Here is a 26,595-nt window from a genome sequence, read left to right on the forward strand (position 1 = left end):
AGGAGGGAGGGCACTCGAGCAACAGAAGCAATATATAATCGGCTATTACAACCTAGTTATCGATGGCACGAACACAGATCGAAGCCGCCCGTGATGGAACGATCACCGACGCGATGGAACGAGTCGCCGAGCGCGAGAACCGCGATCCGGAGTTCGTCCGGGAACAGGTCGCCGAGGGGCAAGCCGTGATCCCGGCGAACGTAAACCACGACGCGCTCGATCCGATGATCATCGGCCGCGAGTTCGCGACCAAGGTCAACGCGAACATCGGGAACAGCGAGACGACCAGCGATCTCGAGACGGAACTCGAGAAACTCCACACGGCGGTCCACTACGGAGCGGATACGGTGATGGATCTCGGAACCGGCAGTGACCTAGACGAGATCCGCGAGGCCCACATCGAGCACTCGCCGGTTCCGATCGGGACGGTGCCGCTGTACGAGGCCGTCAAACAAGCGGGAAGTCCCGAGGCCATCACGCCGGAGCTGTTGCTCGAGATCATCGAGAAACAGGCGAGACAGGGCGTCGACTACATGACGATCCACGCCGGCATTCTCGCTGAACACCTGCCGCTGACCGACGGCCGCAAGACGGGGATCGTCTCGCGTGGCGGCTCGATCATGGCCTCGTGGATGGAGGAACACGGTGAACAGAACCCACTGTTCCAGGTCTACGACGAGATCTGCGAGATCTTCGCCGAGCACGACGTCACGTTCAGCCTCGGGGACAGTCTGCGGCCCGGCTCGCTGGCCGACGCCTGCGACGAGGCACAGTACGCCGAACTGGACACGCTCGGCGAACTGACGCGGCGGGCCTGGGAGTACGACGTCCAGGTGATGGTCGAGGGACCGGGTCACGTCCCGATGCATAAAGTCGCCGAGAACGTCGAGCGCCAGCAAGCGGTCTGTGATGGCGCGCCGTTTTACGTCCTCGGCCCGCTCGTGACCGACGTCGCGCCGGGGTACGACCACATTACGAGCGCCATCGGCGCCGCGATGGCGGCCCAGGCGGGCGCGGCGATGCTCTGTTACGTGACGCCGAAAGAACACCTGGGCTTACCGGACGAGGAAGACGTCCGCGACGGACTGGCGGCCTACCGGATCGCGGCCCACGCCGGCGACGTCGGCAACGAACGGCCGGGCGCCCGCGACTGGGACGACGCCCTCTCCGAAGCGCGCTACGAGTTCGACTGGCGCCGGCAGTTCGCCCTCGCGCTCGACCCCGACCGGGCCCGTGACTACCACGACCAGACGCTGCCCGAAGACAACTACAAGGACGCTCGCTTCTGTTCGATGTGTGGCGCCGAGTTCTGTTCGATGCGAATCGATCAGGACGCACGTGAGGACGGTGAGATGGCGTCGCTGACGGACGGCCGCGACGGAACCGACCTCGAGTCCTCACCGGCTGCGGAGGTCAACCGACCGCCCGTCGGAACCCACGACTCGGATGGGCTGTCGGCGGTCGGCGACGAGCCGACGGGCGTCGAACAACCGGGCGACGACTGAGACGGACCCCTGTACCGATATTCCGCCGATCGCCACACGGGGTCGGCAGCCGACCCGACTCGAGGCCCGGGGATTGATACGGCGGTCGCTCCACCACCGTCGTATGGACACGACTCGCGTCGTACAGGTCGACGCCTTCACGGACGACCCGCTGGCCGGGAACCCGGCCGGCGTCGTCCCCGAGGCCGATGGACTCTCCGAGGACCAGATGCAACGCATCGCCGCCGAGATGGCCGTCAGCGAGACCGCGTTCCTTCGCTCGAGCGAACAGGCCGACTATCGCGTTCGTTACTTTACGCCGACCCAGGAGGTCGACCTCTGTGGCCACGCGACCGTCGGCTCGTTTGCCCACCTCCACGACGAGGGCCTCGAAGCCGGCACGTACTCCCTCGAGACGAACGTCGGTACGCTCGAGATCGAGGTCGATCCGGACGGGACGGTCTGGATGACCCAGGACACCCCCCGGATTCGCGAGGTCGACGTCGGCTACGACCGCGTCGCCGACGCCCTCGGCGTCGACCAGGCCGCACTCGAGGGAGCGAGCGACGACATCCCGATCGCCGTCTCGTCGACCGGACTCCCGTTCCTGATCGTTCCCATCACGTACCTCTCGGATCTCGGCGACGCCGACCCCGACATGCGCGCCGTCGAAGAACTGACCGAATCGGTCGACGCGACGGGCGTGTATCTCTTCACGTTCGATGCGCTCGGCCGGGAGTCGACCCTCCACGGACGAATGTTCGCACCGGGTGCCGGCGTCCCCGAGGACCCGGTTACGGGGACCGCAAGTGGCGCCGTCGGCGCCTATCTCGATCGGTTCGGTGCGTTCGACGCCGACTTCCCCGACGAACTCCGTCTCGAGCAGGGTCACTACGTCGACCGTCCCGGACTGGTTCGGGTCCGAATCGACGGTGACGTCCGTGTCGGCGGCCTGGGCGTGACCGTTCTCGACGGCTCGCTGGTCGTGCCAGAAGCCGAAGACGACGATATTCTCGAGGCCTGATACGGACTGCTGTACTGTTTTCGGCTCACTGCGTCGTGCTCTCGTCGATGTTCTCGAGGGCCGTCAACGCCGCCTTGAGCACCTTCCGTTCGCTTCGGCGGAGGTTCATCGAGACGGCCGTCTTCGAGACGTCGAAGTGATCGGCCAGCTCCTCGAGAGTCGTCTCGCGGGGCGTCTCGTAGTAGCCTTCCCTGGAGGCCGTCGCGAACGTCTCGCGTTCGGTCGGCGTCAGTGACCGACACCCCTCGAGCAGTCGGATCGCGCTGTCGGAGTTTTCGAGCAGGTCGAACAGCTCGGTCGGGCCAAACGAGTCCCGATCCTCGACGGTGTACTCGTTGTGGCGCTCGAGTTCGGCCAGCGCCCGGTCCTCGTCGTCGTCGGCGTCGAAGCCGACGTGCCACCGCTCGCGACCGTCTTCGATCCGGAAGGGACCAGTGATGTAGCCGCCGTTGTCCTGGATCGTCCGCATCGCGTTGGTTTCGTCGATTTTCGTCCCGATCTGGGCGACTGAGTCGCGCTTCGAGAGGATGTAACACTCCCGCATGTTCGGGTGGTCCCGGAGCTGGTGGAGTCCCTGCTCGAGTGCGTCCGTCGAGTCGGCTTTCGCGACGAGACGCGTCTCGAGTTGCTCGTCGTCGGTGTCGAGTTGCCACTGGACGGCCGAGAACGCGATATCGACATCGTCGGTCGTGTCGATAAACGGGCAGTCGTACTGGCGCATGTCGATATCGAGATCGATCATCCCTAGGTAATGCCCCTCACACTCGGTATTAAGAGCTATCATTTGTCCCCATGTTAACACACGACTATTAGCACGTCTCGAGCGAAGGGATACTCGAGACGGCATGACTCGAGACGACGTGACACCGCCGACGGTGACGGCGGACGACATCCACCGCATCGACGACGACGCGTTCACCGACCGGAACGTCTGTCTCGTGACGGGCGCTGGTTCGGGGATCGGTCGCGCGACCGCGCTGGCGGCCGCCGGTAACGGACTGACGGTCGCGGCGACCGACGTCGACGAGGAGGGACTAGAAGGGACGGTCGACCGCGGCGCGGAACTCGGTCTCGAAGGCGAGATCGAGTCGATCGTCGCCGATCTCACGCGTGACGACGACCTCGAGCGCCTCGTCGAGGCGGCGGCCGAACTGGGCGATATCAAGTATCTCGCGAACATCGCCGGAACGCAACACATCGACTCGATCGAGGAGTTCCCGATGGAGACCTACGACCGGATGCACGAGATCATGCTTCGGGCGCCGCTGTATCTCTCGAAGTTGTGTATTCCTCACTTCCGGGAGACTGCGGACGGACGGGGCTGTGTCGGCAACATGGGGTCGGTCCACGGCCACTACGTCACCAGCGACAAGGTCGCCTACAACGTCTCGAAGTTCGGGCTGCGCGGGCTCACCCAGTCGATCGCCGCCGAGGGAGACGGGGAGGTCCGTGCCTACTCGGTCAGTACCGGCTACGTACAGACGCCGCTGGTGACCGACCAACTCACGGATACCGCCGAGCAACGCGGCATCTCGGTCGACGAGGTGATCGAAGACGTCATGCTCGGCCAGTCGCGGGTCAACGAGATGATGGAACCGATCGACGTCGCCAACCTCTTTTTATTTGGCTTCTCCGATCTCGGTCGCCATCTGAACGGCGGCGACCTCATGTTTGATGGGGGCATGACTCTTACATACGAATGACAATGTCAGAGAACACGACCGATCCGTCTCTCGAGGACGTCGACGAGATCGTCCACGAACCGAGCCAGGAGTTCGTCGAATCGACCAACGTCTACGACTTCATGCAGGAGTACGGGATCGACGACTATGACGAACTCATCGAGCGAACGACGAGCGACGTCGACTGGTTCTGGGACGAACTCGTCGACTACCTCGGCATCGAGTTCTACGACGACTACGACGAGATCCGAGACGACAGCGGGGCGCGACGCGCCCCGGAAGACGCGGGCGGTGAAGCCGCGAGCCACGGAGGGCCGCAGTTTACCGACTGGTACCCCGGCGGGGAACTCAACATCGCCCACAACGTGGTCGACCGTCACGCGGCCCGCGACGAGGAACGGCGAAACAAGGTCGCGACCATCTGGGAGGGCGAAGACGGCGAGATCCGAGAGATTACGTACCACGAACTCCGCCGGCAGTCGAATCAGGTCGCCAACGCACTCGAGGAACGGGGCATCGAGACCGGCGACACGGTCGGACTCTACATGCCGATGGTCCCCGAAGTCGTCTCGATCCTCTATGGCTGTTTCAAGGTGGGCGCGATCGCCGTCCCGATCTTCTCGGGCTTTGGCGTCGACGCGGCCGCGACTCGGATCGAGGACGCCGAGTGCTCCGTGTTGTTCACTGGCGACGGCTTCCTCCGGCGGGGTGACCCGGTCTTCCTCAAGTCGTCGGCCGACGAGGCAATCGAGGAGGCCGGCCACGTCGAGCACACGATCGTCTTCGACCGATTAGGCTCGAGCGACCGAGCGAACGAGCACGAAATTCCGTGGACCGACGACCGCGACGAGTGGTGGGCCGACGCCGTCGAAACGGCGGACGACGAGTACGAGACGACATCTCTCGACTCGAGTCAGGAGTCGATGCTGCTCTACTCGTCGGGGACCACGGGCAAACCGAAAGGAATCGTCCACACACACGCGGGCGTGCAGGTCCAGTGTGCCAAGGAGGTCTACTTCGGCATGGACCTCAAGCCGTCCGACCGGTTCTTCTGGGTCTCGGACATCGGCTGGATGATGGGGCCGTGGACCCTCATCGGGACCCACACCTTCGGCGGCACCGTCTTCATGTACGAGGGCGCGCCCGACCACCCCGAGCCCGATCGCTTCTGGGAGATGATCGACCGCCACGAGTTGACCCAGTTTGGCATCTCCCCGACGGCGATCCGGGCGCTTCGCAAGCACGGCGACGAGTGGCTCGAGGGTCACGACCTCTCCTCGCTTCGGCTGCTCGGCTCGACGGGCGAACCGTGGGACCCCGAATCGTGGCAGTGGTTCTACGAGAACGTCGGCGGCGAGGAGGCCCCGATCATCAACATCTCCGGCGGCACCGAGATCTGTGGCTGTTTCCTGATGCCGATGCCGACCCAGCCGCTGAAACCCTGTACACTCGGTGGTCCGGGGCTTGGCATGAACATCGATATCGTCGACCGCGACGGCGAGTCGGTCAAAGAGGACAACCAGCGTGGCTTCCTCGTCGCCAAGGACTCCTGTCCCTCGATGACGAAGTCGCTGTGGTCCGGCGACGAGCGCTATCTCGACGAGTACTGGTCGACGTTCGAGGACATGTGGAACCACGGCGACTGGGCCCAGAAGGACGAGGACGGCTTCTGGTTCCTCCACGGCCGTGCCGACGACGCTTTGAACGTCGCGGGACGGAAGGTCGGCCCCGCCGAAGTGGAGGGCGCGCTCATCGACCACGAGGCCGTCAACCAGGCGGCCGCGATCGGTGCCCCGGACGAGACGACCGGCACTGCCGTCGTCACCTACGTCATCCTCGAGGGCGACTACGAGCCGTCCGACGACCTCCGCGAGGAGCTGCGCGCACAGGTCGGCGAGGAACTGGGCAAACCGTTCCGCCCGCGCGAGGTGTTGTTCGTCGACGACCTCCCGAAGACCCAGTCGGGCAAGATCATCCGCCGGGCCGTCGAAGCCACCTACACCGGCGAGGATCTCGGCGACATGAGTAGCATCGAGAACCCCGAGGCACTCGAGGAACTCGAGGCAGCCAAATAACGCCACCAACACGGGACGACGCCGCTCCTGTACCCGTTTTGTTTCTGGCCCCCAAGCCACGCGTTCCCACTCCGAGATCGATCTCGAGTCATTCAAAGCCCTGCTCGAGTATCTAGGGGTATGACCGACGACGAGTCCCACGAGAACGTCGTGCCGGGCAGCGACGAGGAGCTGTCGACGGCCGACGTTCGCGGCTACGATTTCCGCGGTGAGTTCGACTTTCGGGAACTGCTCGAGTCCTACGAGACGACCGGCTTCCAGGCAACCCAGCTCGCGGAGGCGATCGACATCGCAGAGCGGATGCAAGCGGAGGACGCGACGATCTATCTGACCTGTACCTCGAACATCATCTCCTCGGGGCTGCGCGAGGTCGTCGCCGCGCTCGTCCGCGAAGGGTACGTCGACGTGTTGATCACCACCTCCGGCTCGCTCACCGAGGACGTCATCAAGACGGCCAAGCCGTTCAAGATGGGCGAGTGGGACGCCGACGAGGCCGAACTTCGGGAGCGTGGAATCAACCGCCTCGGCAACATCTTCGTCCCCTCCGACCGCTACGTCTGGCTCGAGGAGTACCTCTATGACTTCTTCGACGACTTCTTCGCGGAGGAGAAGATCCGGACGCCGACGGCGTTCGCCCGCGAACTCGGCGAGACGCTCGACGACGAGGACTCGGTGTTGAAACAGGCCGCCGACAACGACGTCCCCGTCTACTGTCCCGCGCTGACCGACGCCGAAGTCGGGAACTTCCTCTACTACTACCGACAGGGGTACGACTCGGAGGTCGGCATCGAGATCTTAGACGACTACGACTCGCTGATCGAAGACGGCATGCTGGCCGATACGACCGGTCTCATCGCGGTCGGCGGCGGCGTGCCGAAACATCACGCGATCATGACGAACCTGTTCCGCGGCGGTGCCGACTACGTCGTCTACATCTCGACGGGCATGGAAGGTGACGGCTCGTTGTCGGGTGCCCCGCCGAACGAGGCCGTCTCGTGGGGGAAGATCAAGGAAGCCGAGAAGAACTACACCCAGATCGAAGCCGAGGCGACGCTCGTCTTCCCGCTGCTCGTGGCCGCTGCGTTCAACTAAGTGGTGGTCCACACCTGCACTGCTGGGTGAACTCGATGGCGGTCGGCTGCGTTCACCCAGCAGTCGACGGGTGGAACGGTACTACGTTTTCGGGAGTCAGGCCGGAGGCGTCAGCGAAGCCGTGAGCGTGGATCGAGCACCTCGACCGGGTGAACCGCGTCGCGCTCGAGTACGTCCTCGAGTTGGTCTTCACACGAGGTGCCGCTGGCGACGACCAGGCGGTCCTGGGCCTCCGGTTCGGTGAACTGCTCGGCGAGTCGGTCGCCGACGTCCATGCTCAGCTCGTAGTATTCCTGTTTGTAGCCAAACGAGCCGGCCATCCCACAGCACTCGACGTCGCTCTCGAGGACGTCGTAGTCGAGGGTCTCGAAGACGGCCCGCGTGTAGCGGTCGACGCCCATCGTCCGCTGCTGGCAGTGGGAATGGTAGGCAACGTCCGGCCCGTCGTCGCCGGTTCGCAGTCGTGCCCCGTTGGCACCGTTCTCGAGACAGCCGTAGACGTACTCGAGGATCTCGTAGCTGCCCTCCCGGAGTCGCTCGAACGAGGCCTCGGGGAGGAACTTCTCGTACTCGCTGTGGAACATCGCCAGATCGCTCGGTTCGATGACGACGACGTCGCGGCCGGCATCGAGGTGTTCGGCGAGCCCGGCGTAGACGCGACTCGCCTTCGTGTCGGCGGTCGCGATCATCCCCTGTGAGAGCGGCGCCCGGCCGCTTTCCCCGACCGCTGGAACCCGGACGTGGACGTCCATGGCCTCGAGGACGCGGACGGCCGCCTTCCCGCGGTCGACGTCGATGTAGTTCGTGTAGGTGTCGGGGTAGAGGACGGCCTCGCGCTCGGCGTCGGCGGCGGAGACGCGGGGCCCGCGCGACTCGAACCAGTCGACGAGCGTCTCGCGTTCGAACGCGGGCAGCGAGCGGCGGCGATCGATCCCGACGGTCCGTTCCAGCACCGACCTGACGGGCCCGAGATCGGCCAGCCAGTTCGAGACGGGTGCCGTTGCACTCCCCAGTTTCGCCAGCGTCTCGTAGTTGCCAAACAGTCGCTTCTGGGGGTCGATGCTCCCGGTATCTTCCTCGTCGGGGACCAGTTCGTCGTAGACGAACTCGAAGCGGCCGTCGTCGCCCTCGCGGTTGATCCGATCCCTGACGACGGTGTTGATCCACGGGATATCGATCTCGACCGGACAGGCCTCGACACACCGCGAGCAGCCAGTACAGAGGTCGTTGAACTCGGCGGCACTCTCCTGGCCATGGACGCCGGCTTCCCAGCCGGTCGCGATCCCGCCGGTGTAGGTCTCGCCACCGAAGGCGTGGCCGCCGACGGACTGGAAGTTTCCACAGGTGTTTGCACACGCCGAACACCGGATACAGTACAGCGTCTCCCGAAGGTGGTCGTCCTCGCGCATCGCCATGCGGCCGTTGTCGATCAACACGAGGTGAAAGTCGCGGTCGTCGTCACGGTCGGCGAGCGCCACGTCGGATTCGTCGAAATCCACGACGGGGGAGTCGACCGGCGGCGTCAACAGGGAGACGTACGAGGTGATGTCCTGACCCGTCCCCGAGCGACCGATCAGCTCGATAAAGGGCGCGAGGTCCTCGACGGATGGAACGATCTTCTCGACGCCCGCGACCGCGACGTGGGTGTCGGGAACGACGGCCGTCTTCCGGGCGTTGCCCTCGCTCGTCACGAGCATGAGCGACCCTGAGTCGGCCGTGATGAAGTTTGCACCGGTCATCCCGATATCGGCGTCGACGATCAGCGCTCCCAGCCGGTCCCGGGCGAACGTCGTCAACTCCTCGGCGGTCTCGAGCGGTTCGTCGGGCTCGAACTGCTCGTTGAAGAGGCGAGCGATCTCGTCTTCGGACTTGTGAATCGCCGGGGCGACGAGGTGTGACGGCGCTTCGTCGGCGACCTGCAGGACCCACTCACCGAGGTCGGTTTCGACGACGTCGACGCCGTCGGCCTTGAGGGCCTCGTTGACCTCGAGTTCCTCGCTGGTCATCGACTTCGATTTGACGAGTCGCTCGGCATCGTTCTCGTCTGCGATCTCGCGGATGTACCGGTTGGCGTCGGCCGCGTCGTCGGCGAGATACACCGTCCCGCCGTTGGCCTCGACGGTCTCGGTGAGTTCGTCGATCAGCTCCGGGAGTCGCTCGATGGCGTCCTCTTTGATCGCGCGGGCCTCGCTTTTCAACGCCTCGTAGTTCTCGAGGTCGGCGACCGACTCGTAGCGGCCCTCGTTGAACCCGAGCGTGTTCGCCTCGACGGCGTCGCCTTCCGTCTCGAGGAGATACCGGATGTGGTCGGCCTTTCGCTCGCGTGTGCCACCGCTCATTCGCCATCACCGTCGGTCTCGAGGAAGACGACGTGAACGGCGTTCGGGCCGTGGGCTCCCTCGACCAGCGCGCCCATGTCGGCAGTTGCGCTGGGGCCGGTCGCGACGATGGCGCTGCCGCCGTCCCGCAGTTCCGGACCGAGCCGCTCGATGGCCGTCGGCATGTCGGCCACGAGGTCGCGCTCGTGGAGCACCGGGACGTGCAGTTCCGGAAAGAGACTGACCGGCTCGCTTCCCTCGGGCGTCGACGGCAAGACGACGCTCCCGTAGTCGGCGATTCCAAACGAGGCGGCGGTAACGCCCGTCGTCGCCGCCTCGAGTGTCGCCGGCGTCGGTTCGTCGTCGACCCACTCGGGGAGGGAGACGTCCCCGAACGGAAGGGGTGTTCCGACGACTGGTTCGGTTACGACCGCCTGTAGCGTCGCCTCGAACGCGGCCGGGGTGGTTCGGGTCAGTGCAACGTCGCGGTCGGCCAGTGCCTCCTCGAATCGGTTGCGGACCGACCCTGACTCGGCGCTCATATCTCGAGCGTTCGCCCCCATCGTGATTATTGTTCTGCTGCATCACCTTCTCTTCTCGAGAATGGTTTTGAATAAATATGTTGGCCAACCAACGCCGGTCGACGATTTCGGCCGAGTCGAATCCGACTTCCGACACCCCTCCACCGGAAGCGCCGCCGAAAACGGCTCGAGTATCCCGTTCTGAACTCGCCTGCACGACGATTATGTGTACTGTGCTATCATCCTCTGACGATGCCAGATCGAATTCACGACGGAACGGGACCCGATGTCGTGATGGCCTGGACGAATCCCGGTGATAGCGATGCTTAGCAGTGCAGTGCTGGCGCTACTCCCGCTTGTCGTCGTCGCCGTTCTGTTGGTCGGATTTCTGTGGCCGGCCGAGCGAGCGATGCCGGTCGCGTGGCTCGTCGCGGCGGTCGTTGGCTTCGCGAGCTGGGAGATGCCCGTCGAGTGGATCGCCGCCGCGAGTATCCGTGGCGGACTGGCCGCACTCGAGATTCTCTGGATCGTCTTCGGTGCGCTCGTGTTGTTGTACACGTTGATGCGCTCCGGAGCGGTCGATACGATCAACGAAGCGTTTGCCTCGATCAGCGAGGATCGGCGCGTCCAGGTCGTGTTGCTCGGGTTCTTTCTCGCGACCTTCATCGAGGGCGTCGCCGGCTTCGGGACGCCCGCAGCCGTCGTCGCACCGCTGTTGCTCGCACTCGGCTTTCCGGCGCTTGCCGCTGTCGTCGCGGCACTCGTCGGTCACGCCGTCGCGACGGTGTTCGGGGCGGTCGGGACGCCGATCATCGTCGGCTACGAACAGCCCCTCGAAAGCGTCGAGCCGACGATAGCCGCCGAAGGGATGTCGGTCGCGGGCTATTCGGCCTCGGCGGCCGGCTGGGCCGCCGTGTTCAACGGCATCCTCGGCGTGTTGATGCCGCTTTTCGCCGTCGGGATGGTCGTCTACTTCTTCGGCGATCCAGACGAGCGGTCGCTGGCCCCGCTTCGAGGCGTGGTGGCGCTCTGTCTGGTCTCCGGCGTCGTCTTCGCCGTCCCGTACGCGCTGACGGCGTGGTTCATCGGTCCCGAGTTCCCGTCGCTGATCGCCGGGATGGTCGGCGGCGCCGTCGTCGTCGGCCTGCTTAGGGCCGGCTTCCTCGAGCCTGACGACGCCTGGGAATTCCCACCCCGCGACGAGTGGCCCGACCACTGGGTCGGGACCATCGAACCGGGCAGTAACGGGACGGCCACCGCAACCGGCAGCGAGAACTCGATGTCGCTACTGCGCGCGTGGTCGCCGTACCTGATCCTCGTCGTGTTGCTGATCGGCACCCGGGTGATCGAATCGATCGCCGAGCGGCTACAGGGAGCCCCTGTCGTGTCGATCGAAACCAGCCTCGGTACCCTCTCGATCGGTCCGGTCCTCGAGTGGACGGCGATTCTCGGGACCGAACTGGACGGCACGATCGAGTGGGCGTACGTCCCCGGCACCTGGCTCGTGGTCAGCGCGCTGATCGCCGTCGTGCTGTTCCGGATGGACGGCGACGAGGTCGTCGGCGCATGGCGTGACGCCGGCAGCAAGATCGTCTCGCCACTGATCGCGCTCGTGTTCGTCATCGCGATGGTCGAGATCATGCTCGAGACCGACGCCCACGTCGAAGCTGACGTCGTGGCGGCCGCCTCGGTCCCTGACGGGAGCATGATCGTCGTGCTCGCGGAAGCGACCGCGACGGTGATCGGGCCCGCATACCCGATGATCGCCCCGGCTGTCGGCGCGCTCGGTGCCTTCATCGCCGGTTCGATTACGGTCAGTAACATTACCTTCAGCGCGTTCCAGTTCGAAGTCGCCCAGCGTCTCGAGTTACCGACCCAGCTGCTGGTCGGTGCCCAGTCTATCGGTGGCGCGATCGGGAACGTTATCGCGATCCACAACGTGATCGCCGCACTCGCGACGGTCGGCCTCGTCGGAAAGACTGGACACGTCGTCCGGCTCAACCTTATTCCGGTCGCGTACTATCTGCTCGTGGGCGGCATTCTAACGACGATCGCCGTCTACGTGCTGTTTCCGACGCTCTTCTAATACTGCCGGACGGAACGATCGGGAGCATTCGCTGGACTGGAGCGGCGCATTTACCGCAATGACTTCCGTTCGACAGTATACGCATCGACAGCAGGCCAACCGTCTACTACCCACCAGCACCAACCGTCACCCAAATCGAATCCAATGACGATCACACCTCCCACCGACCGTGACCCGGCTGCCGATCCGAACGCCAACTACGATTACCGAAGCGACGACGTCGAACGACCCGACCTCGTCGCCGACCTCGAGCGGCGAGTCGAAGGTGACGTTCGCTTCGACTCCTACTCCCGACAGCTGTACGCGACCGACGCGAGTATCTACGAGGTGACGCCGATCGGCGTCGTCTTCCCGCGATCGACCGCCGACGTCGCCCGTGTCGTCTCCTACTGTGCCGACAACGGGATTCCCGTCCTCCCGCGGGGCGGCGGCACCAGCCTCGCCGGCCAGACGGTCAACGAGGCCGTCGTTCTCGATTTCACCACGTACATGGACGACGTCGTAGAGATCGACCCCGACGAGCGACTGGCGACCGCCCAGCCGGGGATCTACCTCGAGTCGCTCAACGAGAAACTCGAATCCCACGACCTGAAGTTCGCGCCCGACCCGGCGTGGGGCGACAAGAGCGCGCTCGGTGGTGCGATCGGGAACAACTCGACGGGCGCACACTCCCTGCAGTACGGCAAGACCGACGCCTACGTCGAGGAGGTCGAGGTCGTCCTCGCGGACGGCACTGTCACGACCTTCGGCGAGGTCACCATCGAAGAGGTCCCGGAACTCGCCGACGGTGACGACCTCGAGTCGGCGATCTACGCGGCAGTCGCCCGAATTCTCGAGGAACAGGGCCAACTCATCCACGACACCTATCCCGACCTGAAGCGAAACGTCTCCGGCTACAACCTCGACTGGCTCGTCGAGGACGCCTACGGCGGTGAACGCGGTGTCGGCGAACCCGACGCCGAAGGCGGGACGCTCAACCTCGCGAAACTCCTCTGTGGCAGCGAGGGAACCCTCGCGGTCGTCACCGAAGCGACCGTCTCGCTCGAGCCGATTCCCGAGGAAAAGAGCATGGCGTTGCTCGCCTACGACACGGTGCTCGAGGCGATGGACGACGTCGAGCCGATCGTCGAACACGACCCGGCCGCAGTCGAAGTGCTCGACGACGTGCTGATCGACCTCGCGCGGGACACACCCGAGTTCGCACCCGTGACGGAGATCCTTCCCGACGGAACGGCCGCGGTCTTGATCGTCGAGTTCTATGCCGACGACGTCGCCGACGGCAAACGGAAGGTCGCAAATCTGCTCGCGGATCGCTGTCCGAGCGTCGATCCGGACGGCGAAGCCGACGACGAAGACGAGCGGACGATCACGGAGACGGAGACGCTGGCGTTCGACGCCATCGAGGCCTACGACGCCGACAGTCGCGCGAAAATCTGGAAACTGCGTAAATCCGGCCTCCCGATCCTGCTCTCGCGGACGACCGACGAGAAACACGTCGCCTTCATCGAGGACACCGGTATCCCGCCGGAGAACCTCCGAGCGTTCGTCGCCGACTTCCAGGAGGTCCTCGAGGACCACGACACCTACGCCAGCTTCTACGCCCACGCCGGACCTGGCGTCTTACACGTCCGTCCGCTGGTGAACACGAAGACCGAAGCGGGTCTCGAGGAGATGGAATCGATCACCGACGCCGTGACGGACCTCGTCGTCGAATACGACGGCTCCGTCTCGGGCGAACACGGCGACGGTCGGGCCCGAACCCAGTGGAACCGGAAACTGTACGGCGAGGAGCTCTGGGAGACCTTCCAGGAGCTGAAGACGGCGTTCGATCCCGACTGGCTGCTCAACCCTGGCCAGGTCGTCTTCCGCGACGGCGTCTCCGCAAGCGACGCGAGCGGAGGGTCGTCACGGGGCCGTGACGGTGATCCGACCGACATGACCGAAAACCACCGCTTCGGCCCCGACTACGAGTTCAACGCCGGCTTCGATCCGGTCCTGGAGTGGGACAACGACCAGGGCTTTCAGGGAATGACCGAGCTCTGTCACGGCTGTGGCGGCTGTCGTGGCGAACAGTCCACGACCGGCGGCGTGATGTGTCCGACCTTCCGGGCCGAAGACGAGGAGATCCTCTCGACGCGTGGTCGGGCAAACATGCTCCGACAGGCGATGAGCGGCGACCTCGATCCCGACGAACAGTTCGACGACGAGTTCGTCGAAGAGGTACTCGACCTCTGTATCGGCTGTAAGGGCTGTAAACACGACTGCCCGAGCGGGGTCGACATGGCCAAGCTCAAAGCCGAACTCACCTACGAACACCACAAGCGAAACGGCGTCTCGCTTCGTGATCGGTTCTTTACGAACTTCGAGACGCTCGCGAAGATCGGTTCTGCGACTGCCCCAGTCTCGAACTGGGTGGCGAAGCTGCCCGGCAGCGGCGTCCTCACCGAGAAAGTACTCGGCATCTCCCGGGAGCGGGACCTCCCGACGTTCGAGCGCAACACGTTCGCGAAACGCGTCGCGGACCGTCGACCCGCGGTGGCGGCCCACGAGGCCGATCACAAGGTCGTCCTCGTGCCCGACATTTATACCAACCACGAGTATCCCGAGGCCGGCGAAGCAGCCCTCGAGGTGCTCGAGGCCGCAGGCGTCCACGTCGAGGTCGCCGACCCGCGAGACGTGGGCCGGCCGGCCTACTCGAAAGGGCTGCTCGAGACGGCTGCCGAGGACGCGACGGAAACCGTCCACGAACTCCTGCCGTACGTCAAGGAGGGCTACGACGTGGTGTTGATCGAGCCCTCCGACGCCGTCATGGTGCAGTCGGACTACCTCGATCTGTTCGACCACCCGGAGGTCGAGGCGGTCGCCTCGAGCACCTACGGTGTCTGTGAGTATCTCGATCGGTTCGATCTCGACGCCGAGATCGTCTTCGATGCCCCCGACGAGCACCTCGCCTACCACGGCCACTGCCACCAGAAGGCCCACGCGAAAGACCACCACGCCGTCGGCGTGCTCCGGCGTGCGGGCTATGCGGTCGATCCCCTCGACTCGACGTGCTGTGGCATGGCCGGCTCCTTCGGTTACGAGGTCGAACACTACTCGATGAGCAAGGCGATCGGCGAGGTCCTCTACGAACAGGTCGACGACAGCGCGGCCGAGCGCGTCGTCGCCCCCGGCGCATCCTGTCGCACTCAACTCGAGGACCGTCCCGGCGCGACCGAGGAACCCCCGACACCGATCGAAGTCGTCGCCGAGGCACTCGCCGATCGACGATAGACACGGTCGATACGGACTGCTGTCCCGAGTTCCCGCCGATCGCCAGGACGGGGTCGGCGATCGGCGGGCAGTGACGACAGGAGACCGTAGAAACGAGGCCGCGGGTTCGGCGACGACGGCCGACAACGGACGACGTGCGATCTCATCGACAGCTCAAGCGCTCGAGCGCCCTACTCGAGGTCCATCGACTCCTGGCGATCGGTCGTCCACTTCTCGATGTCTTTGATCGCGTGTTCCGGCGGGACGTCGACCGCCGGGTTTTCCTCGAAGAAGTGTGCGGGCTCGAGTTTGAACGAGACCATCTTGGCCGGCAACACGGGCCAGTCCTCCGGGACGGAGACGTGGGTCTGACAGAGGTTGTACCAGACGACGACGTCCTCGTTGGCGATCGGTCGGTCCGCCTCGGTCCAGGCTGACAGTCCCTCGCCACCGGGGTTCTGGTTGGGGTAGTCGCCTGCAGGATAGATCTCGTCGTCGTCGTACTGGGTGACCCAGAGGTGTTTCTTCGCGAATCCGGCCCGCTTTGCGTTCGAGGAGCCGGGCTGCATCGGGTACACGGTGTTCGATCCGTTCTTGCCTCTGAGACGATAGCCGACTGGTTCGCCGGTCGCGTCGTTCGTGACGTCTTCGTTGACGATCTCCCAGTATCGGCCGGCGTGGGTGTCGGTCAGCCGCTTCGCGTCCGATTCGCGTTCGAAGCGAGTCCGCTCGACGAAGGCGGCGTTCCCGTGTGGGTTCAGTCGGTCTTGATCGATCTCGGCGTGAGGTGTCGGATCGTAGCCGTCAGGACCGTGTGGAACCTCCCTGAGGTTTACTTCGCGGACCGTGTTCGTCTCGCCGTCGACCGCGAAGTCGAGCCGACAGTTGAACACGTGCTGGTGGAGCATCGACTTGTGGCCGGGCCCGATCGTCTCGGCGTAGCCCGTCTCCCGGTCGTCCGTGTCCATCAGCCCGGTCGCGTTACAGCCAGTAAGGCGGACCTGCCCCTCGATACTCCCGTCCTGGTAGAAGTACCAGTAGAACCCGAAGTCGTAGTTCCCGATCGTCGAGATGAACGAGACCACGAGCCGCCGGTTCCGACGGACTTCGTGGTCGTCGACGCGCCAGTCGTAGTGTTTCCAGAGCAGTCCGTAATCCTCCTCGTGGAGACAGATCGCGTTCGGGATCACCTGTGGGTCCCCGTCGGCGTCGTTCAACACGGCGTCCCAGTAGTGCATGTAGCCGAGACAGTCACATCCCTCCGTCAGCGAGTTCGCCAACCGTCCGAGGCCGTACTCTCCGACGTCGAACGGCGCCTTCCAGTCGTGGTCCGGGTCGGGATCGTTGTAGGCGGCGACGACTTCGGGCCAGGAAGCCCGCCGGAGAATCGGCCGCTCTTCGCCGTCGTCCTCGTAGCTTACGTCGTACAACACCAGTCCCTCGCGGTGGTTGAAGCCGACGCGGAGCGACCAGTTCTGCCACTCGACGGTGTGGCCGTCGACCTCCCAGCTCGGGCCATCGGGCTGGACGACGTTGTACGGCTCGAGGTCGTCGCGCAACTCCCGTTTGTCCTCGCGGTAGTAGTACGTTCGGAGGTTCTCGACGACGTCGGTGTTTTTCGGTCCGGTGTCGACCAGTTTGACGACTTCGCGCTCGTCGAGGTCGACCCACGCGTGGATGCCTGACAGCGGTCGGTTGTACGCCTCGGCACCCTCGTCGTCGGGATCGCCCTTGACCCAGGCGATCCCGTGTGCGAGTCGCCGGTCGCGATCGACGTCCTCAGGCACGAAGTCGTAGCCGGCCGACCACGCGGTGACGATCGCGAGGTCCGGATCGGCACCGCGTCGACGAACCGACTCGCGAAACTCTTCGTTCTCGGTCACGACTTCCTCGACCTCGACGAACTCCTCGCCGATCATTCGTGGCTGGCCGCGTTCGATCTCCGACCACTCCTCGACCGATTCGTTCGAGAGTGAGACGACGCCCTCGTAGGACGCTCGTTCGTCCTTGTCGCGGACGACGACTCGAGCCCGCCGGTCGGGTTTCGTCCCGTCGGCCTCGAACTCGCGGAGCGCCGCTTTCTGTGGCTCCGCGAGCGTGATCTCGATGACCCGTGTCTCACTCGAGAGCGACGTCTCGTCGGTGACGATCGCCCACGCCCGTTCGATCTCAGTCGGTGTCAGCGGATCCAGCGGATGCTCCGATGGATGGTTATTGGCTGACATGCTCTAGCACAGAGGGTGTCTTTCGATTTATACTTTCGGCGCCTCGGCGAGGTAACTCGAGGGAAGCACTCGACCGGACGGTTCGGGTCGCCAGCGGACCGACATCGACGAAGTGGTCCGGAGCGCCGGTCGCGGACCACCAGCAGTCGTTACGCTTTACCGCCACCGGCCCGAATCGGGGCTCAATGACTGCCCAGACCGTCCAGCAGGGCGACCTCGTGACCGTCATCGGCCTCGAGGTCCACGTCCAGCTGGAGACCGACACGAAGATCTTCTGTGGCTGTTCGACCGAACAGACCGACGAGCCAAACGAGAACGTCTGCCCGGTCTGTCTCGGCCTGCCGGGCGCCTTGCCAGTGCTCAACGAGGAAGCCGTCGAGGCCGCCGTCAAGATCGGGAAGGCGATCGATGCCGACATCCCCGAAGAGACCCGCTTCCACCGGAAGAACTACTACTACCCGGACCTGCCAAAGAACTTCCAGATCACGCAGTACGACGAGCCGATCTGTGCCGACGGCGAACTCGAGATTGCCGTCGAGGGAGAACGTCGCACCGTCGCGATCGAACGGGCCCATCTCGAGGAGGACCCGGGGAGTCTCCAGCACGTCGGCGGCGGTGGCGGTATCGACTCCGCCGAGTACACGTTAGTCGACTACAACCGCGCGGGGACGCCGCTGATGGAGATCGTCACGGCACCCGACTTCCGCAGTCCGGGCGAAGTGCGGGCCTTCTTGGCCGAACTCGAGGAGGTACTGGAGTATCTGGGCGTCTTCGACGCCGAGCGCGACGGCAGCCTGCGTATCGACGCCAACCTCTCGATCATCCCCACAGAGGAGATCGACGGCGACGGCGTCGACGAGATCGGCGAGGAGGCACTCGCGGCGGCCAACCGCACGGAGGTCAAGAACATCTCGAGTCACAAGGGCGCCGAGAAGGCGCTGGCCTACGAGGAGACCCGCCAGAAGAACGCGATCCAGCGTGGCCGTGCGGTCGAACAGGAGACCCGCCACTGGGACGAGTCCCGCGGCATCACGGTCTCGATGCGCTCGAAAGAAGAGGAGAAAGACTACCGGTACTTCGAGGAGGCCGACCTGCCGCCGCTGCGGGTCTCGGGCTGGAAGGAGGAGATCGCGATTCCGGAACTGCCCGCCGCACGCCGCGAGCGGTTCCAGGAGGAGTACGGTCTGAGCGAGGAGGCCGCCTCCAAACTGACGTCGACGAAACAGGTCGCCGACTTCTACGAGGACGTCGCCGGCGAGTTCGACCCCGACCTGGCAGCGACGTGGGTCGCGGACAATCTGCTCGGTGAGCTCAACTACCGCGACATGGAGATCACCGACATCGAGGGCCGCCTCGAGGAGGTCTCGCGGCTCGTCGAACTCGTCGCCGAGGACGAGATCACGGCGAAAAACGCCCGCGAGACGGTGTTGCGATCGATGCTCGACGACGGGAGCTCCCCGGACGAGATCGTCGAAGAGGAGGGCCTGGGCAAGACCGACACGGACGAGGTACAGCAGGCCGTCGTCGAGGCAATCGACGAGAATCCGGGTGCCGTCGAGGACTACGAGTCGGGCGACGACGGCGCGATCAACTTCCTCGTCGGACAGGTCATGCAAAAGACCGGCGGCAGCGCCGACCCCGGCGACGTCAACCAGTTGCTACGGACCGAACTCGAGAGCTAACGGCGGCGCCCGTCGACGGCAGACGGTTCCCTGTACCGCTTTCCGTATCAGTCGCCGGCCGTCTCGCGATCGTCCCACGCCCGAATCGCCTCCCGAAACGAATCAGGCAGGGCGATCGGCTCCTCGGTCTCGAGGTCGACGGCGACGTGTGTGACGTTGCCGTCGGCGAGCACGCGGTCGTCGGCGACCCGCTTCACGCGGTGTTCGAAGGTGAGACTCGCCGTTCCGATCTCGACGACCCGCAACTCGTTGCGTAATACGTCACCGAGTTCGGCCGCGTCGCGGTAGTTCAGTTCCGTGTTCGCGACGTGGACCTGCCACCCGTTCGCTTCCATCTCGGCGTAACTGTACCCGATCTGCCGATAGAACTCGGTGACTGCCTCGTCCTGAAACGTGAAGTACTCGCCGTAGAAGACGATCCCTTGCTGGTCGGTCTCGGCGAACCGGACACGGTTCTCGAAGGTCGGCCGAAACTCGGGCTCGTCGGCCGTGTCAACTGGGCCCATGACTTCTACCGCCGTATCGACGTTCAAAATCGTACCGGCGTCGGCAATGTGAGAGGAACCGATTCTCCGTTATAGCTTCTCGAGCGTCTCGAGGGCCGCCTCGTCGTGACCGCAGACGACGGTCGCATCGTGCCGGCGCTCGAGGTCTTTGACCGTTCGCAGGCTCTCGAGCCAGCGGCGCTTGCTCCAGAGCAACGCACCACCCATCGGTCGCTCCTCGTGGTAGTTCGCCCGTGTGTAGGCCTGGTCGCCGGCCAGAACGACGGTGCCGGCATCGTCGAGATCCAGACGGACGCCGAGCAGTCCGGGCGTGTGACCGGGCAGTCGCAGGAACTCGAGGTCGGTGACGTGACACTCGCGGTCGTCGTGGACGACCGTCCAGTTTAGGTCGCGATCGAAGTCGCCGGCGAGGTATGCCCCGTCGCCCGCATCGGTCTTGGCGCTGTAGTAAGCGTACTCGAGTTCGCGCCGGTGGATGTAGATCGGCGTGTCGGTCCCCTCGAAGGCGTACAGTCCGCCCGCGTGGTCGAGGTGAAGGTGTGTCTGGATCACCGCATCGATATCGGCGACGTCGTAACCGACGTCGGCGAGGTCGTCCTCGAGGGGACGCAGGCCCGTGTGTTCGAACGCAGTATAGAGGTCGGCGGGCCAGTGACCCGAGTCAGCCTCGGGGTGGGAGCCGGTGTCCCAGAGGATCGTCGCCTCGGGATGGTCGATCACGACGTTGTACACCGGGCTGTCGATCAGTTCCGTCCCCGGATTCGGGTCGTCGGCCGTTCCCAGTCGGGCGCCCTCGAGGACGTTGTTGACGTCGGTGGTGATCGTCCCCCGTTCGATCGGCGTGACGGTTGCGTCGACCATACGCTGACGACGGTCTCCCGGCGGTTACGCCTGACTGTTCGCGGACTGATCACGTACGGTGGCCGGCCGTCTCGAGGATCGGACTTTTGAATCGCTGTCAATGCCGGCGGTACCACTACCCGTCGCTGTGACGACTCGTTTCGTATGGTCAGACTGTCGACGGTCGTCATCCTCATCGGTATCGTGCTGTTGTTCGTTCCGATCCCGCCGATCGCGACGATCTCGGGTATCGTCGTGATCCTTCTCGGACTCGCACTCCGGTTTTTCTTCGATCTCTGAGTACGGTGATCTCCAGTACTCTCGAGATAGCGCGTCTCTCGCACAAATACCAGTCCCAACTCGAGAAACGCTATAGTAGCCACTGACCGTCAGTTAGTCACTGAGGCCCATCGCTTCGATCTGTTCCTGATATCGGTTTCGGATCGTGACCGCAGTAACCTGGGCCACATCAGCGATCTCTTGTTGGGTCTTCTTTTCGTTACAGAGCATTGAGGCCGAATAGATCGCGGCGGCAGCTAAGCCAGTGGGGGATTTCCCGGATAACAGTCCCTGTTCTGCCGATGTATCGATGATTTGGTTGGCTTTGGCTCGGACTTCTTTGCTGACATTGAGTTGTGAACCAAAGCGCGGGATGTATTTTTTCGGGTCGACCGGCTGCATCTCGAGTTCGAGTTCATGCGAGATGTATCGATAGGTCCGGCCGATTTCCTTGGTTCCGACCCGGGAGACCTCGGTCACTTCGTCAAGACTTCGAGGGATTCCTTCCTGTCGGCAGGCTGCATAGAGGGCAGCCGTCGAAACCCCCTCGATCGAGCGGCCACGGATCAGATCCTCGGAAAGAGCCCGTCTGTACATAACTGAGGCGACTTCCCGGACAGATCGGGGAACCCCGAGCGCACTCGACATTCGATCGATCTCGCTGAGGGCGAACTGGAGGTTTCGCTCGCCAGCGTCTTTGGTTCGGACGCGCTCTTGCCACTTGCGGAGTCGGTGCATCTTGGCTTGCTTTTCGGAGGACAGTGACCGACCGTAGGCATCGTTATTTTTCCAGTCGATCGTCGTTGTCAACCCCTTGTCGTGCATCGTCTTGGTCGTCGGAGCACCGACACGGGATTTGTTCTCTCGTTGTGTCTGATTGAACGCCCGCCATTCAGGGCCGCGGTCGATCCGGTCGTCTTCAAGGATGAGTCCGGTCGGTTCGTGGATGAGTTCTCCATCAGCAGTCCGAACGACCTCACTGTCATCAACGGAATCGAGATCAATCGTTTCGTCCGTCTCTTCGGTTTCGTTTTGATTCGTTTCGCGGTCTGCTCGCTGGTGAGTAAACCGGTTCGTCACAGGCTTCCTACCGACGAGAGTATATTAACATTTCTGGTCCAGTTACTATTGGATGTAGAACCTGACTGTCAGCGTCGCCATCGATAACCGAAGCGGATGGGTTAGTTAGACTGGCTTACAGTGGAGCAAGGCGAAAGCCCACCCGCTTTAGCGGTGGGATGAAGCCGACACAGGATTTACCAACCACCCACTGACTGCTGAGTGGATATTCACTGAGAAATCCAACTCTTTACAAGAATCGTCGTACACGACCCAGGTATGGCGGATCGGGTCGTGACGCGCACCTTCAAAGCGAGCATCCGTAACCAGGCACAGGTGCGTCCCGATATCGATTCGCTCGCGTTCGCCGCCTCCAAACTCTGGAACGTCGGCCGCTGGCACATCCAACGTATCTGGGACGGCACCGGTCACATCCCAGACCATAACGAACTCACGTCGTACCTCAAACGCCATGAACGCTACAGGGATCTGCATTCGCAATCCAGTCAGCGAGTTCTCCAAGAGCTCGCTGAAGCGTTCAACGGCTGGTACGCCAGCGACGATCCAGATGATAACCCGCCAGGATATCGCAAACGAGGCGACGAACATCCGCGATCCACAGTCACGTTCAAACAGAACGGATTCAAACTCGACGCTGAACACGGTTATGTCCGCCTCAGCAAAGGCCAGAATCTCAAAGAACATCGGAGCGATTTCGTTCTGTGTTCGTACGAAACACGGCCGGACGTTGATCTTGCAGAGGTGGAAAGCGTTCAGCAGGTCAGAGCCGTCTGGAACAGCGATGACTGGGAACTCCACTTCGTCTGCAATGTCGAAATCGAACACTCAGACGCCCCGGGAGAGAAGACAGCTGGCATCGATCTCGGCATCAGCAACGTCGCTGCCGTGTCAATCGGCGATGAAACACTGCTTTACCCGGGGAACGCTGTGAAAGAGGATGTCCACTACTTCCGTCACGTCGAATACGATACGGAGGGTGAAGATGGGCCATCGAAGAAAGCTAAGTGGGCGCGCCAGAAGAAGGATCGGCGTCGGAAGCATTCGCTTCACGCGTTGACGCGAGATATCGTCGAGCAATGTGCCGATCGTGGTGTTGGTGAAATCGCTGTCGGGTACCCGGAAGGCATCCGTGATGATGCTGAGTGGGGTCGCCACGGAAACAAGAAGATCCACGACTGGCCGTTCGACACGATCATCGACATGATCGAGTACAAAGCCGCGGAACGCGGGATCAGCGTCCAGCGGGTTGATGAAGCTGGGCTCCGAACGTCGAAGACATGCTGTGCATGCGGAACGAAAGCCTCATCAAACCGTGTGGAACGCGGGTTGTACGTCTGTGGTGAGTGCGGGTTGGTGGCGAACGCGGATCTGAACGCCGCGGAAAACATGCGAGCGACGGTAACTCCGAATCCTGAAGAGGATAGGAGTAACGGCTGTTTGGCGCAGCCAGCAGCCCGCCTGTTCGACAAACACACCGGCGTAGTAGCCGGCCGAGAACAGGTCGCTGACTGCAAACCATAATATCCCAACGCCCGGGAATCCTACGGCTTCAGCCGGAGGAGGACGTCAAATCGTAACCGTGATTTTGAAGCAACTCGGGGAGTCGATCGCGGTGGTCGCCTTGTAATTCAATGGTATCGTTGGTGACTGTACCGCCGGCCGCCAGTGAGGACTTGAGCGATGAAGCAAGCGATTCTATCTCTGACTCCGGGAGATCGAACCCCGACACGAGCGTGACCGCCTTTCCGTACCGCCGCTCATCGACAGTAATCGATACTTGTTGTTGGGCCTTGTCAAGGTCATTATGGCCATCGAGTTCATCCAGCAACTCGTTCAAGGAGTCATCCTCTGTCACGATAGCAAGTTAGACATTCGAGTTAATATATTTTCGTGCTGCCAGTCTGCAAGACGGAAGATAAAAGTCTCGGTACTGTTTATTAATTTTGTTTATTTTCCCGTGTTGATAGCGAGTGGACTAACGGAAATCAGTAACTGGAGGCCGAATTGAGGTACGATAGCGAACTTTGCAAAACACTCATACCAATCGAGCCTGTACAATTCTTCACTCGGTGATTAATAGAGGCAAACAATATAGAGAGGGTATTAATAAAAATACGTTCTCAGAACAACCGTTGATGCAGACCCACTGATCACCCCTCGAGAGACAGTATACAAACAAATCCGCTATCCAGCACTCATGGGATACACCTGCGTAAACTGTAAGAGCGACGTCGAACTCACTGACTCCAGTTATCAAGCAAGCGTTCGTTGCCCTTACTGTGGGCATCGTATATGGCTAAAAGAGCGTGCTCATGACACAAAATCAGTGAACGTTGGATAAAATAGTTGAACAATTGAACACACGGATCGGGTGTTCAGGCGCATAGAGTGGACGATTGCGCCTTAGACGCGTTGGCTTGCGTCCTCGCCGGCGTGGATTTTGACAGTACTGATGTGCGTGATAGTGGCGTCTCCTTAACTGTCGACGGCCTTGATGTATCCGCTCGAGACGCAGTATTCGACGTATTCAGTGTCAATCGGAAAGGATTTCAGTAGTGTTGATTACAGAAACCCGATTCAGGGTGTACCCAGATGCTGACAGGTAGTCACGAATCTGTATAGAGCAACGAGCTGGTACGGTCTTGCACGTCGAGACAGGACGCAAGAGTCGTTCTCCGCTGTGTCTAAACAAGGCTCATTCTCTGATTCAACCTAGGTTGCGAACGGATTCCCCGCCCCGCCGTAGGTTGGGAGGAAGCCGACACGCGCCGCGCCACACGATCTTGACCAGGCGACTTTTGGCAGATTCTGCACGACTCGATAGACGCTCCGGTAACTCCTTCACCTGGACTTACCGTTCGCCGAGTCGTCATAAAGAGCGTATGCGAACCGTTCTATGACACGCTCTGACACGGACTGCTGTACCACTGTCCCGCCGATCGTCAGGGCGGGGTCCGTAATCGGCGGTCAGTGATTACAGTAGACCGGATGATTCACGGTTGGCTACATAAGTAGGACCAGTACTTTCACTGAACCAGTCGAACAGACGACGTATGCAGTCGACACCACGGGTACTCGTCGTCGGCGGCGGACTCGCCGGCCTCGTCGCGACGCGCCATCTCGCCGCCGGCGGCGTCGACGTGACGTTGTTCGAGCGCCGCGAAACCGTCGGTGGCCGTGTCCGAACGCGCGAGCAGGACGGCTATCGGCTCGATCGCGGCTTTCAGGTCCTGTTTCCCGCGTATCCCGCTGTACAGCGAGAGCTCGACCTCGAGAAACTCGACCTGCGCTGGTTCGCGTCGGGCGCGACCATCGCCCGACCGAACCATCGGTCGACGCTCGCCGATCCGCTCGATCAGCCGCGTTCGATTCCGAAGACGCTTCTCAACCCCGACATCACCCTGGGCGACCGACTCCGAGTCGTGGGACTCTGGTGGGAACTGCGACGAACCGATCTCGAGACGCTCTTCGACGACGCGCGCGGTCCCGACGAGTCGATCGAGCGCTATCTCCGCGATCGTGGATTCTCCGAGCGGTTCCTCGAGCGCTTCATCGGGCCGTTCTACGGCGGGATCACGCTCGACCGCTCGCTGTCGACCTCGAAGCGTGTCTTCGAGTACACGTTCAAGAGCCTCGCTGCAGGCGGTAGCGCGGTCCCGGCCGCCGGAATGGAAGCGATCCCAGCCCAACTCGCCGACCACGCTCGAGCGGTCGGCGGAACGATCGAGACCGACACGACCGTAACCGACGTCGACGCGGCGACCGACGACGGACGGGCGACGGTGACGACCACCGACGGTGCCACGTACGAGGGTGACGCCGTCGTCGTCGCGACCGATCCCCCGACCGCTCGCGATCTGACCGGCCTCGAGTCGATCCCGACCGACGCCAGGGGCTGTGTCACGCAGTATTACGCGCTGTCCACTCGTGAGGAACTCGACACCGGAAAGCGACTCCTGTTGAACGCGGCCGACGACGACGGACCGAACCACGTCGTTCCCCACAGCGCGGTCGCACCCGAGTACGCGCCCGACGACACGGCGCTGCTCAGTGCGACGTACCTCGGAACGCCCGACGCCAGCGACGACGAGCTGGCCGAGCGAACGCGGGCCGCCCTCGCGTCGTGGTATCCCGAGCGGACGTTCGACCTCGAGGTGCTCCACACCGATCGTATCGAGTTCGCCCAGTTCGACCAGCCACCGGGGATCTACGACCGGCTTCCGGACGTCCGTGATCCGACGGGGCCGGTCTACCTGGCCGGCGACTACACCCGCTGGTCGTCGATTCAGGGCGCGATGGAAAGCGGACGAGACGCGGCACAGGCAGTGCTTACGGAGCTATCGAGGTCGTAAGCGACCATTCGAATCTGCTGCGGCGATTCCTGGGGTTCGGTCGCCGAGCTCGGCGATCGATCCTGGGCAGCGCGGCCGCTTTCGAGAAATCGTGTCT

20 protein-coding genes are annotated in these 26,595 nt (G+C 63.1%); 12 read left to right on the forward strand and 8 right to left on the reverse strand.

Going from position 1 to position 26,595, the window contains the following annotated elements; all coding sequences use genetic code 11:
* Positions 1–62 precede the first annotated feature (62 nt).
* Positions 63–1,505: a phosphomethylpyrimidine synthase ThiC gene (thiC, locus tag RBH26_RS02175; RefSeq protein ID WP_306756242.1), complete on the forward strand. Its 1,443-nt coding sequence runs from the start codon at positions 63–65 to the stop codon at positions 1,503–1,505.
* A gap of 103 nt (positions 1,506–1,608) precedes the next feature.
* Positions 1,609–2,508 carry a PhzF family phenazine biosynthesis protein gene (locus RBH26_RS02180; protein ID WP_306756244.1) on the forward strand — a complete coding sequence of 300 codons (900 nt, stop codon included), beginning with the start codon at positions 1,609–1,611 and terminating at the stop codon, positions 2,506–2,508.
* A gap of 25 nt (positions 2,509–2,533) precedes the next feature.
* On the opposite strand, the gene RBH26_RS02185 is transcribed toward RBH26_RS02180, so the two are convergent.
* Complete coding sequence (locus RBH26_RS02185; RefSeq protein WP_306756246.1) at positions 2,534–3,250, reverse strand: helix-turn-helix domain-containing protein; 717 nt, start codon at positions 3,248–3,250, stop codon at positions 2,534–2,536.
* A 103-nt stretch (positions 3,251–3,353) separates the two neighbouring features.
* Here RBH26_RS02185 and RBH26_RS02190 point away from each other — a divergent pair, with 103 nt between their 5' ends.
* The 3 genes from RBH26_RS02190 to RBH26_RS02200 all read left to right on the forward strand — a co-directional run bounded on the left by RBH26_RS02190 (position 3,354) and on the right by RBH26_RS02200 (position 7,357).
* On the forward strand, positions 3,354–4,211 hold the full coding sequence (locus RBH26_RS02190) for an SDR family oxidoreductase (protein ID WP_306756247.1): 858 nt from the start codon (positions 3,354–3,356) through the stop codon (positions 4,209–4,211).
* Between the two features lie 2 nt (positions 4,212–4,213).
* Positions 4,214–6,265 carry an AMP-binding protein gene (locus RBH26_RS02195; protein ID WP_306756318.1) on the forward strand — a complete coding sequence of 684 codons (2,052 nt, stop codon included), beginning with the start codon at positions 4,214–4,216 and terminating at the stop codon, positions 6,263–6,265.
* A gap of 120 nt (positions 6,266–6,385) precedes the next feature.
* The gene (locus RBH26_RS02200) at positions 6,386–7,357 is read left to right on the forward strand and encodes a deoxyhypusine synthase (RefSeq protein WP_306756248.1); all 972 of its coding nucleotides are present in this window, start codon (positions 6,386–6,388) and stop codon (positions 7,355–7,357) included.
* A gap of 110 nt (positions 7,358–7,467) precedes the next feature.
* On the opposite strand, the gene RBH26_RS02205 is transcribed toward RBH26_RS02200, so the two are convergent.
* Complete coding sequence (locus RBH26_RS02205; protein ID WP_306756250.1) at positions 7,468–9,696, reverse strand: LUD domain-containing protein; 2,229 nt, start codon at positions 9,694–9,696, stop codon at positions 7,468–7,470.
* Complete coding sequence (locus tag RBH26_RS02210) at positions 9,693–10,217, reverse strand: LUD domain-containing protein (RefSeq protein ID WP_306756251.1); 525 nt, start codon at positions 10,215–10,217, stop codon at positions 9,693–9,695. The genes RBH26_RS02205 and RBH26_RS02210 overlap by 4 nt, the downstream gene beginning before the upstream one ends.
* Positions 10,218–10,518: 301 nt before the next feature.
* Between RBH26_RS02210 and RBH26_RS02215 the strand changes: the two genes are divergently transcribed.
* Positions 10,519–12,282: an L-lactate permease gene (locus RBH26_RS02215; RefSeq protein WP_306756252.1), complete on the forward strand. Its 1,764-nt coding sequence runs from the start codon at positions 10,519–10,521 to the stop codon at positions 12,280–12,282.
* A 144-nt stretch (positions 12,283–12,426) separates the two neighbouring features.
* Positions 12,427–15,555, forward strand: a complete 3,129-nt coding sequence (locus RBH26_RS02220) for an FAD-binding and (Fe-S)-binding domain-containing protein (RefSeq protein WP_306756253.1) — start codon at positions 12,427–12,429, stop codon at positions 15,553–15,555.
* 170 nt (positions 15,556–15,725) lie between these two features.
* Here RBH26_RS02220 and RBH26_RS02225 read toward each other — a convergent pair whose 3' ends face one another.
* Positions 15,726–17,759 carry a primary-amine oxidase gene (locus RBH26_RS02225; protein WP_306756254.1) on the reverse strand — a complete coding sequence of 678 codons (2,034 nt, stop codon included), beginning with the start codon at positions 17,757–17,759 and terminating at the stop codon, positions 15,726–15,728.
* A 185-nt stretch (positions 17,760–17,944) separates the two neighbouring features.
* On the opposite strand from RBH26_RS02225, the gene gatB reads away from it, so the two are divergent.
* A complete protein-coding gene (gene gatB / locus RBH26_RS02230) occupies positions 17,945–19,441 on the forward strand; it encodes an Asp-tRNA(Asn)/Glu-tRNA(Gln) amidotransferase subunit GatB (protein WP_306756255.1) in 1,497 nt (498 codons plus the stop codon).
* A 47-nt stretch (positions 19,442–19,488) separates the two neighbouring features.
* Here the strand turns inward: gatB and RBH26_RS02235 are convergent, their stop codons facing one another.
* Positions 19,489–19,947, reverse strand: coding sequence for a thioesterase family protein (locus tag RBH26_RS02235; RefSeq protein ID WP_306756257.1), 459 nt, complete (start codon positions 19,945–19,947; stop codon positions 19,489–19,491).
* A 69-nt stretch (positions 19,948–20,016) separates the two neighbouring features.
* Positions 20,017–20,808, reverse strand: a complete 792-nt coding sequence (locus RBH26_RS02240; RefSeq protein WP_306756258.1) for an N-acyl homoserine lactonase family protein — start codon at positions 20,806–20,808, stop codon at positions 20,017–20,019.
* A gap of 144 nt (positions 20,809–20,952) precedes the next feature.
* On the opposite strand from RBH26_RS02240, the gene RBH26_RS02245 reads away from it, so the two are divergent.
* Entirely contained in the window at positions 20,953–21,087 is a 135-nt protein-coding gene (locus tag RBH26_RS02245; RefSeq protein ID WP_306756259.1) for a transporter, read from the forward strand.
* Positions 21,088–21,180: 93 nt separating this feature from the next.
* On the opposite strand, the gene RBH26_RS02250 is transcribed toward RBH26_RS02245, so the two are convergent.
* A complete protein-coding gene (locus RBH26_RS02250; protein WP_306756260.1) occupies positions 21,181–22,146 on the reverse strand; it encodes a transcription initiation factor IIB in 966 nt (321 codons plus the stop codon).
* Positions 22,147–22,404: 258 nt separating this feature from the next.
* On the opposite strand from RBH26_RS02250, the gene RBH26_RS02255 reads away from it, so the two are divergent.
* The gene (locus tag RBH26_RS02255; RefSeq protein WP_306756261.1) at positions 22,405–23,667 is read left to right on the forward strand and encodes a transposase; all 1,263 of its coding nucleotides are present in this window, start codon (positions 22,405–22,407) and stop codon (positions 23,665–23,667) included.
* A 28-nt stretch (positions 23,668–23,695) separates the two neighbouring features.
* On the opposite strand, the gene yciH is transcribed toward RBH26_RS02255, so the two are convergent.
* Positions 23,696–24,001 (reverse strand): stress response translation initiation inhibitor YciH, encoded by a 306-nt coding sequence (gene yciH / locus RBH26_RS02260; protein WP_306756262.1) that lies wholly within the window; start codon positions 23,999–24,001, stop codon positions 23,696–23,698.
* Between the two features lie 342 nt (positions 24,002–24,343).
* On the opposite strand from yciH, the gene RBH26_RS02265 reads away from it, so the two are divergent.
* Positions 24,344–24,487: a DNA-directed RNA polymerase subunit P gene (locus tag RBH26_RS02265; protein WP_306756263.1), complete on the forward strand. Its 144-nt coding sequence runs from the start codon at positions 24,344–24,346 to the stop codon at positions 24,485–24,487.
* A gap of 712 nt (positions 24,488–25,199) precedes the next feature.
* Entirely contained in the window at positions 25,200–26,498 is a 1,299-nt protein-coding gene (locus RBH26_RS02270; RefSeq protein ID WP_306756264.1) for an NAD(P)/FAD-dependent oxidoreductase, read from the forward strand.
* The last annotated feature ends 97 nt before the right edge of the window (positions 26,499–26,595 follow it).

This window comes from Natronolimnohabitans sp. A-GB9, assembly GCF_030848565.1.
GTDB lineage: Archaea > Halobacteriota > Halobacteria > Halobacteriales > Natrialbaceae > Natronolimnohabitans.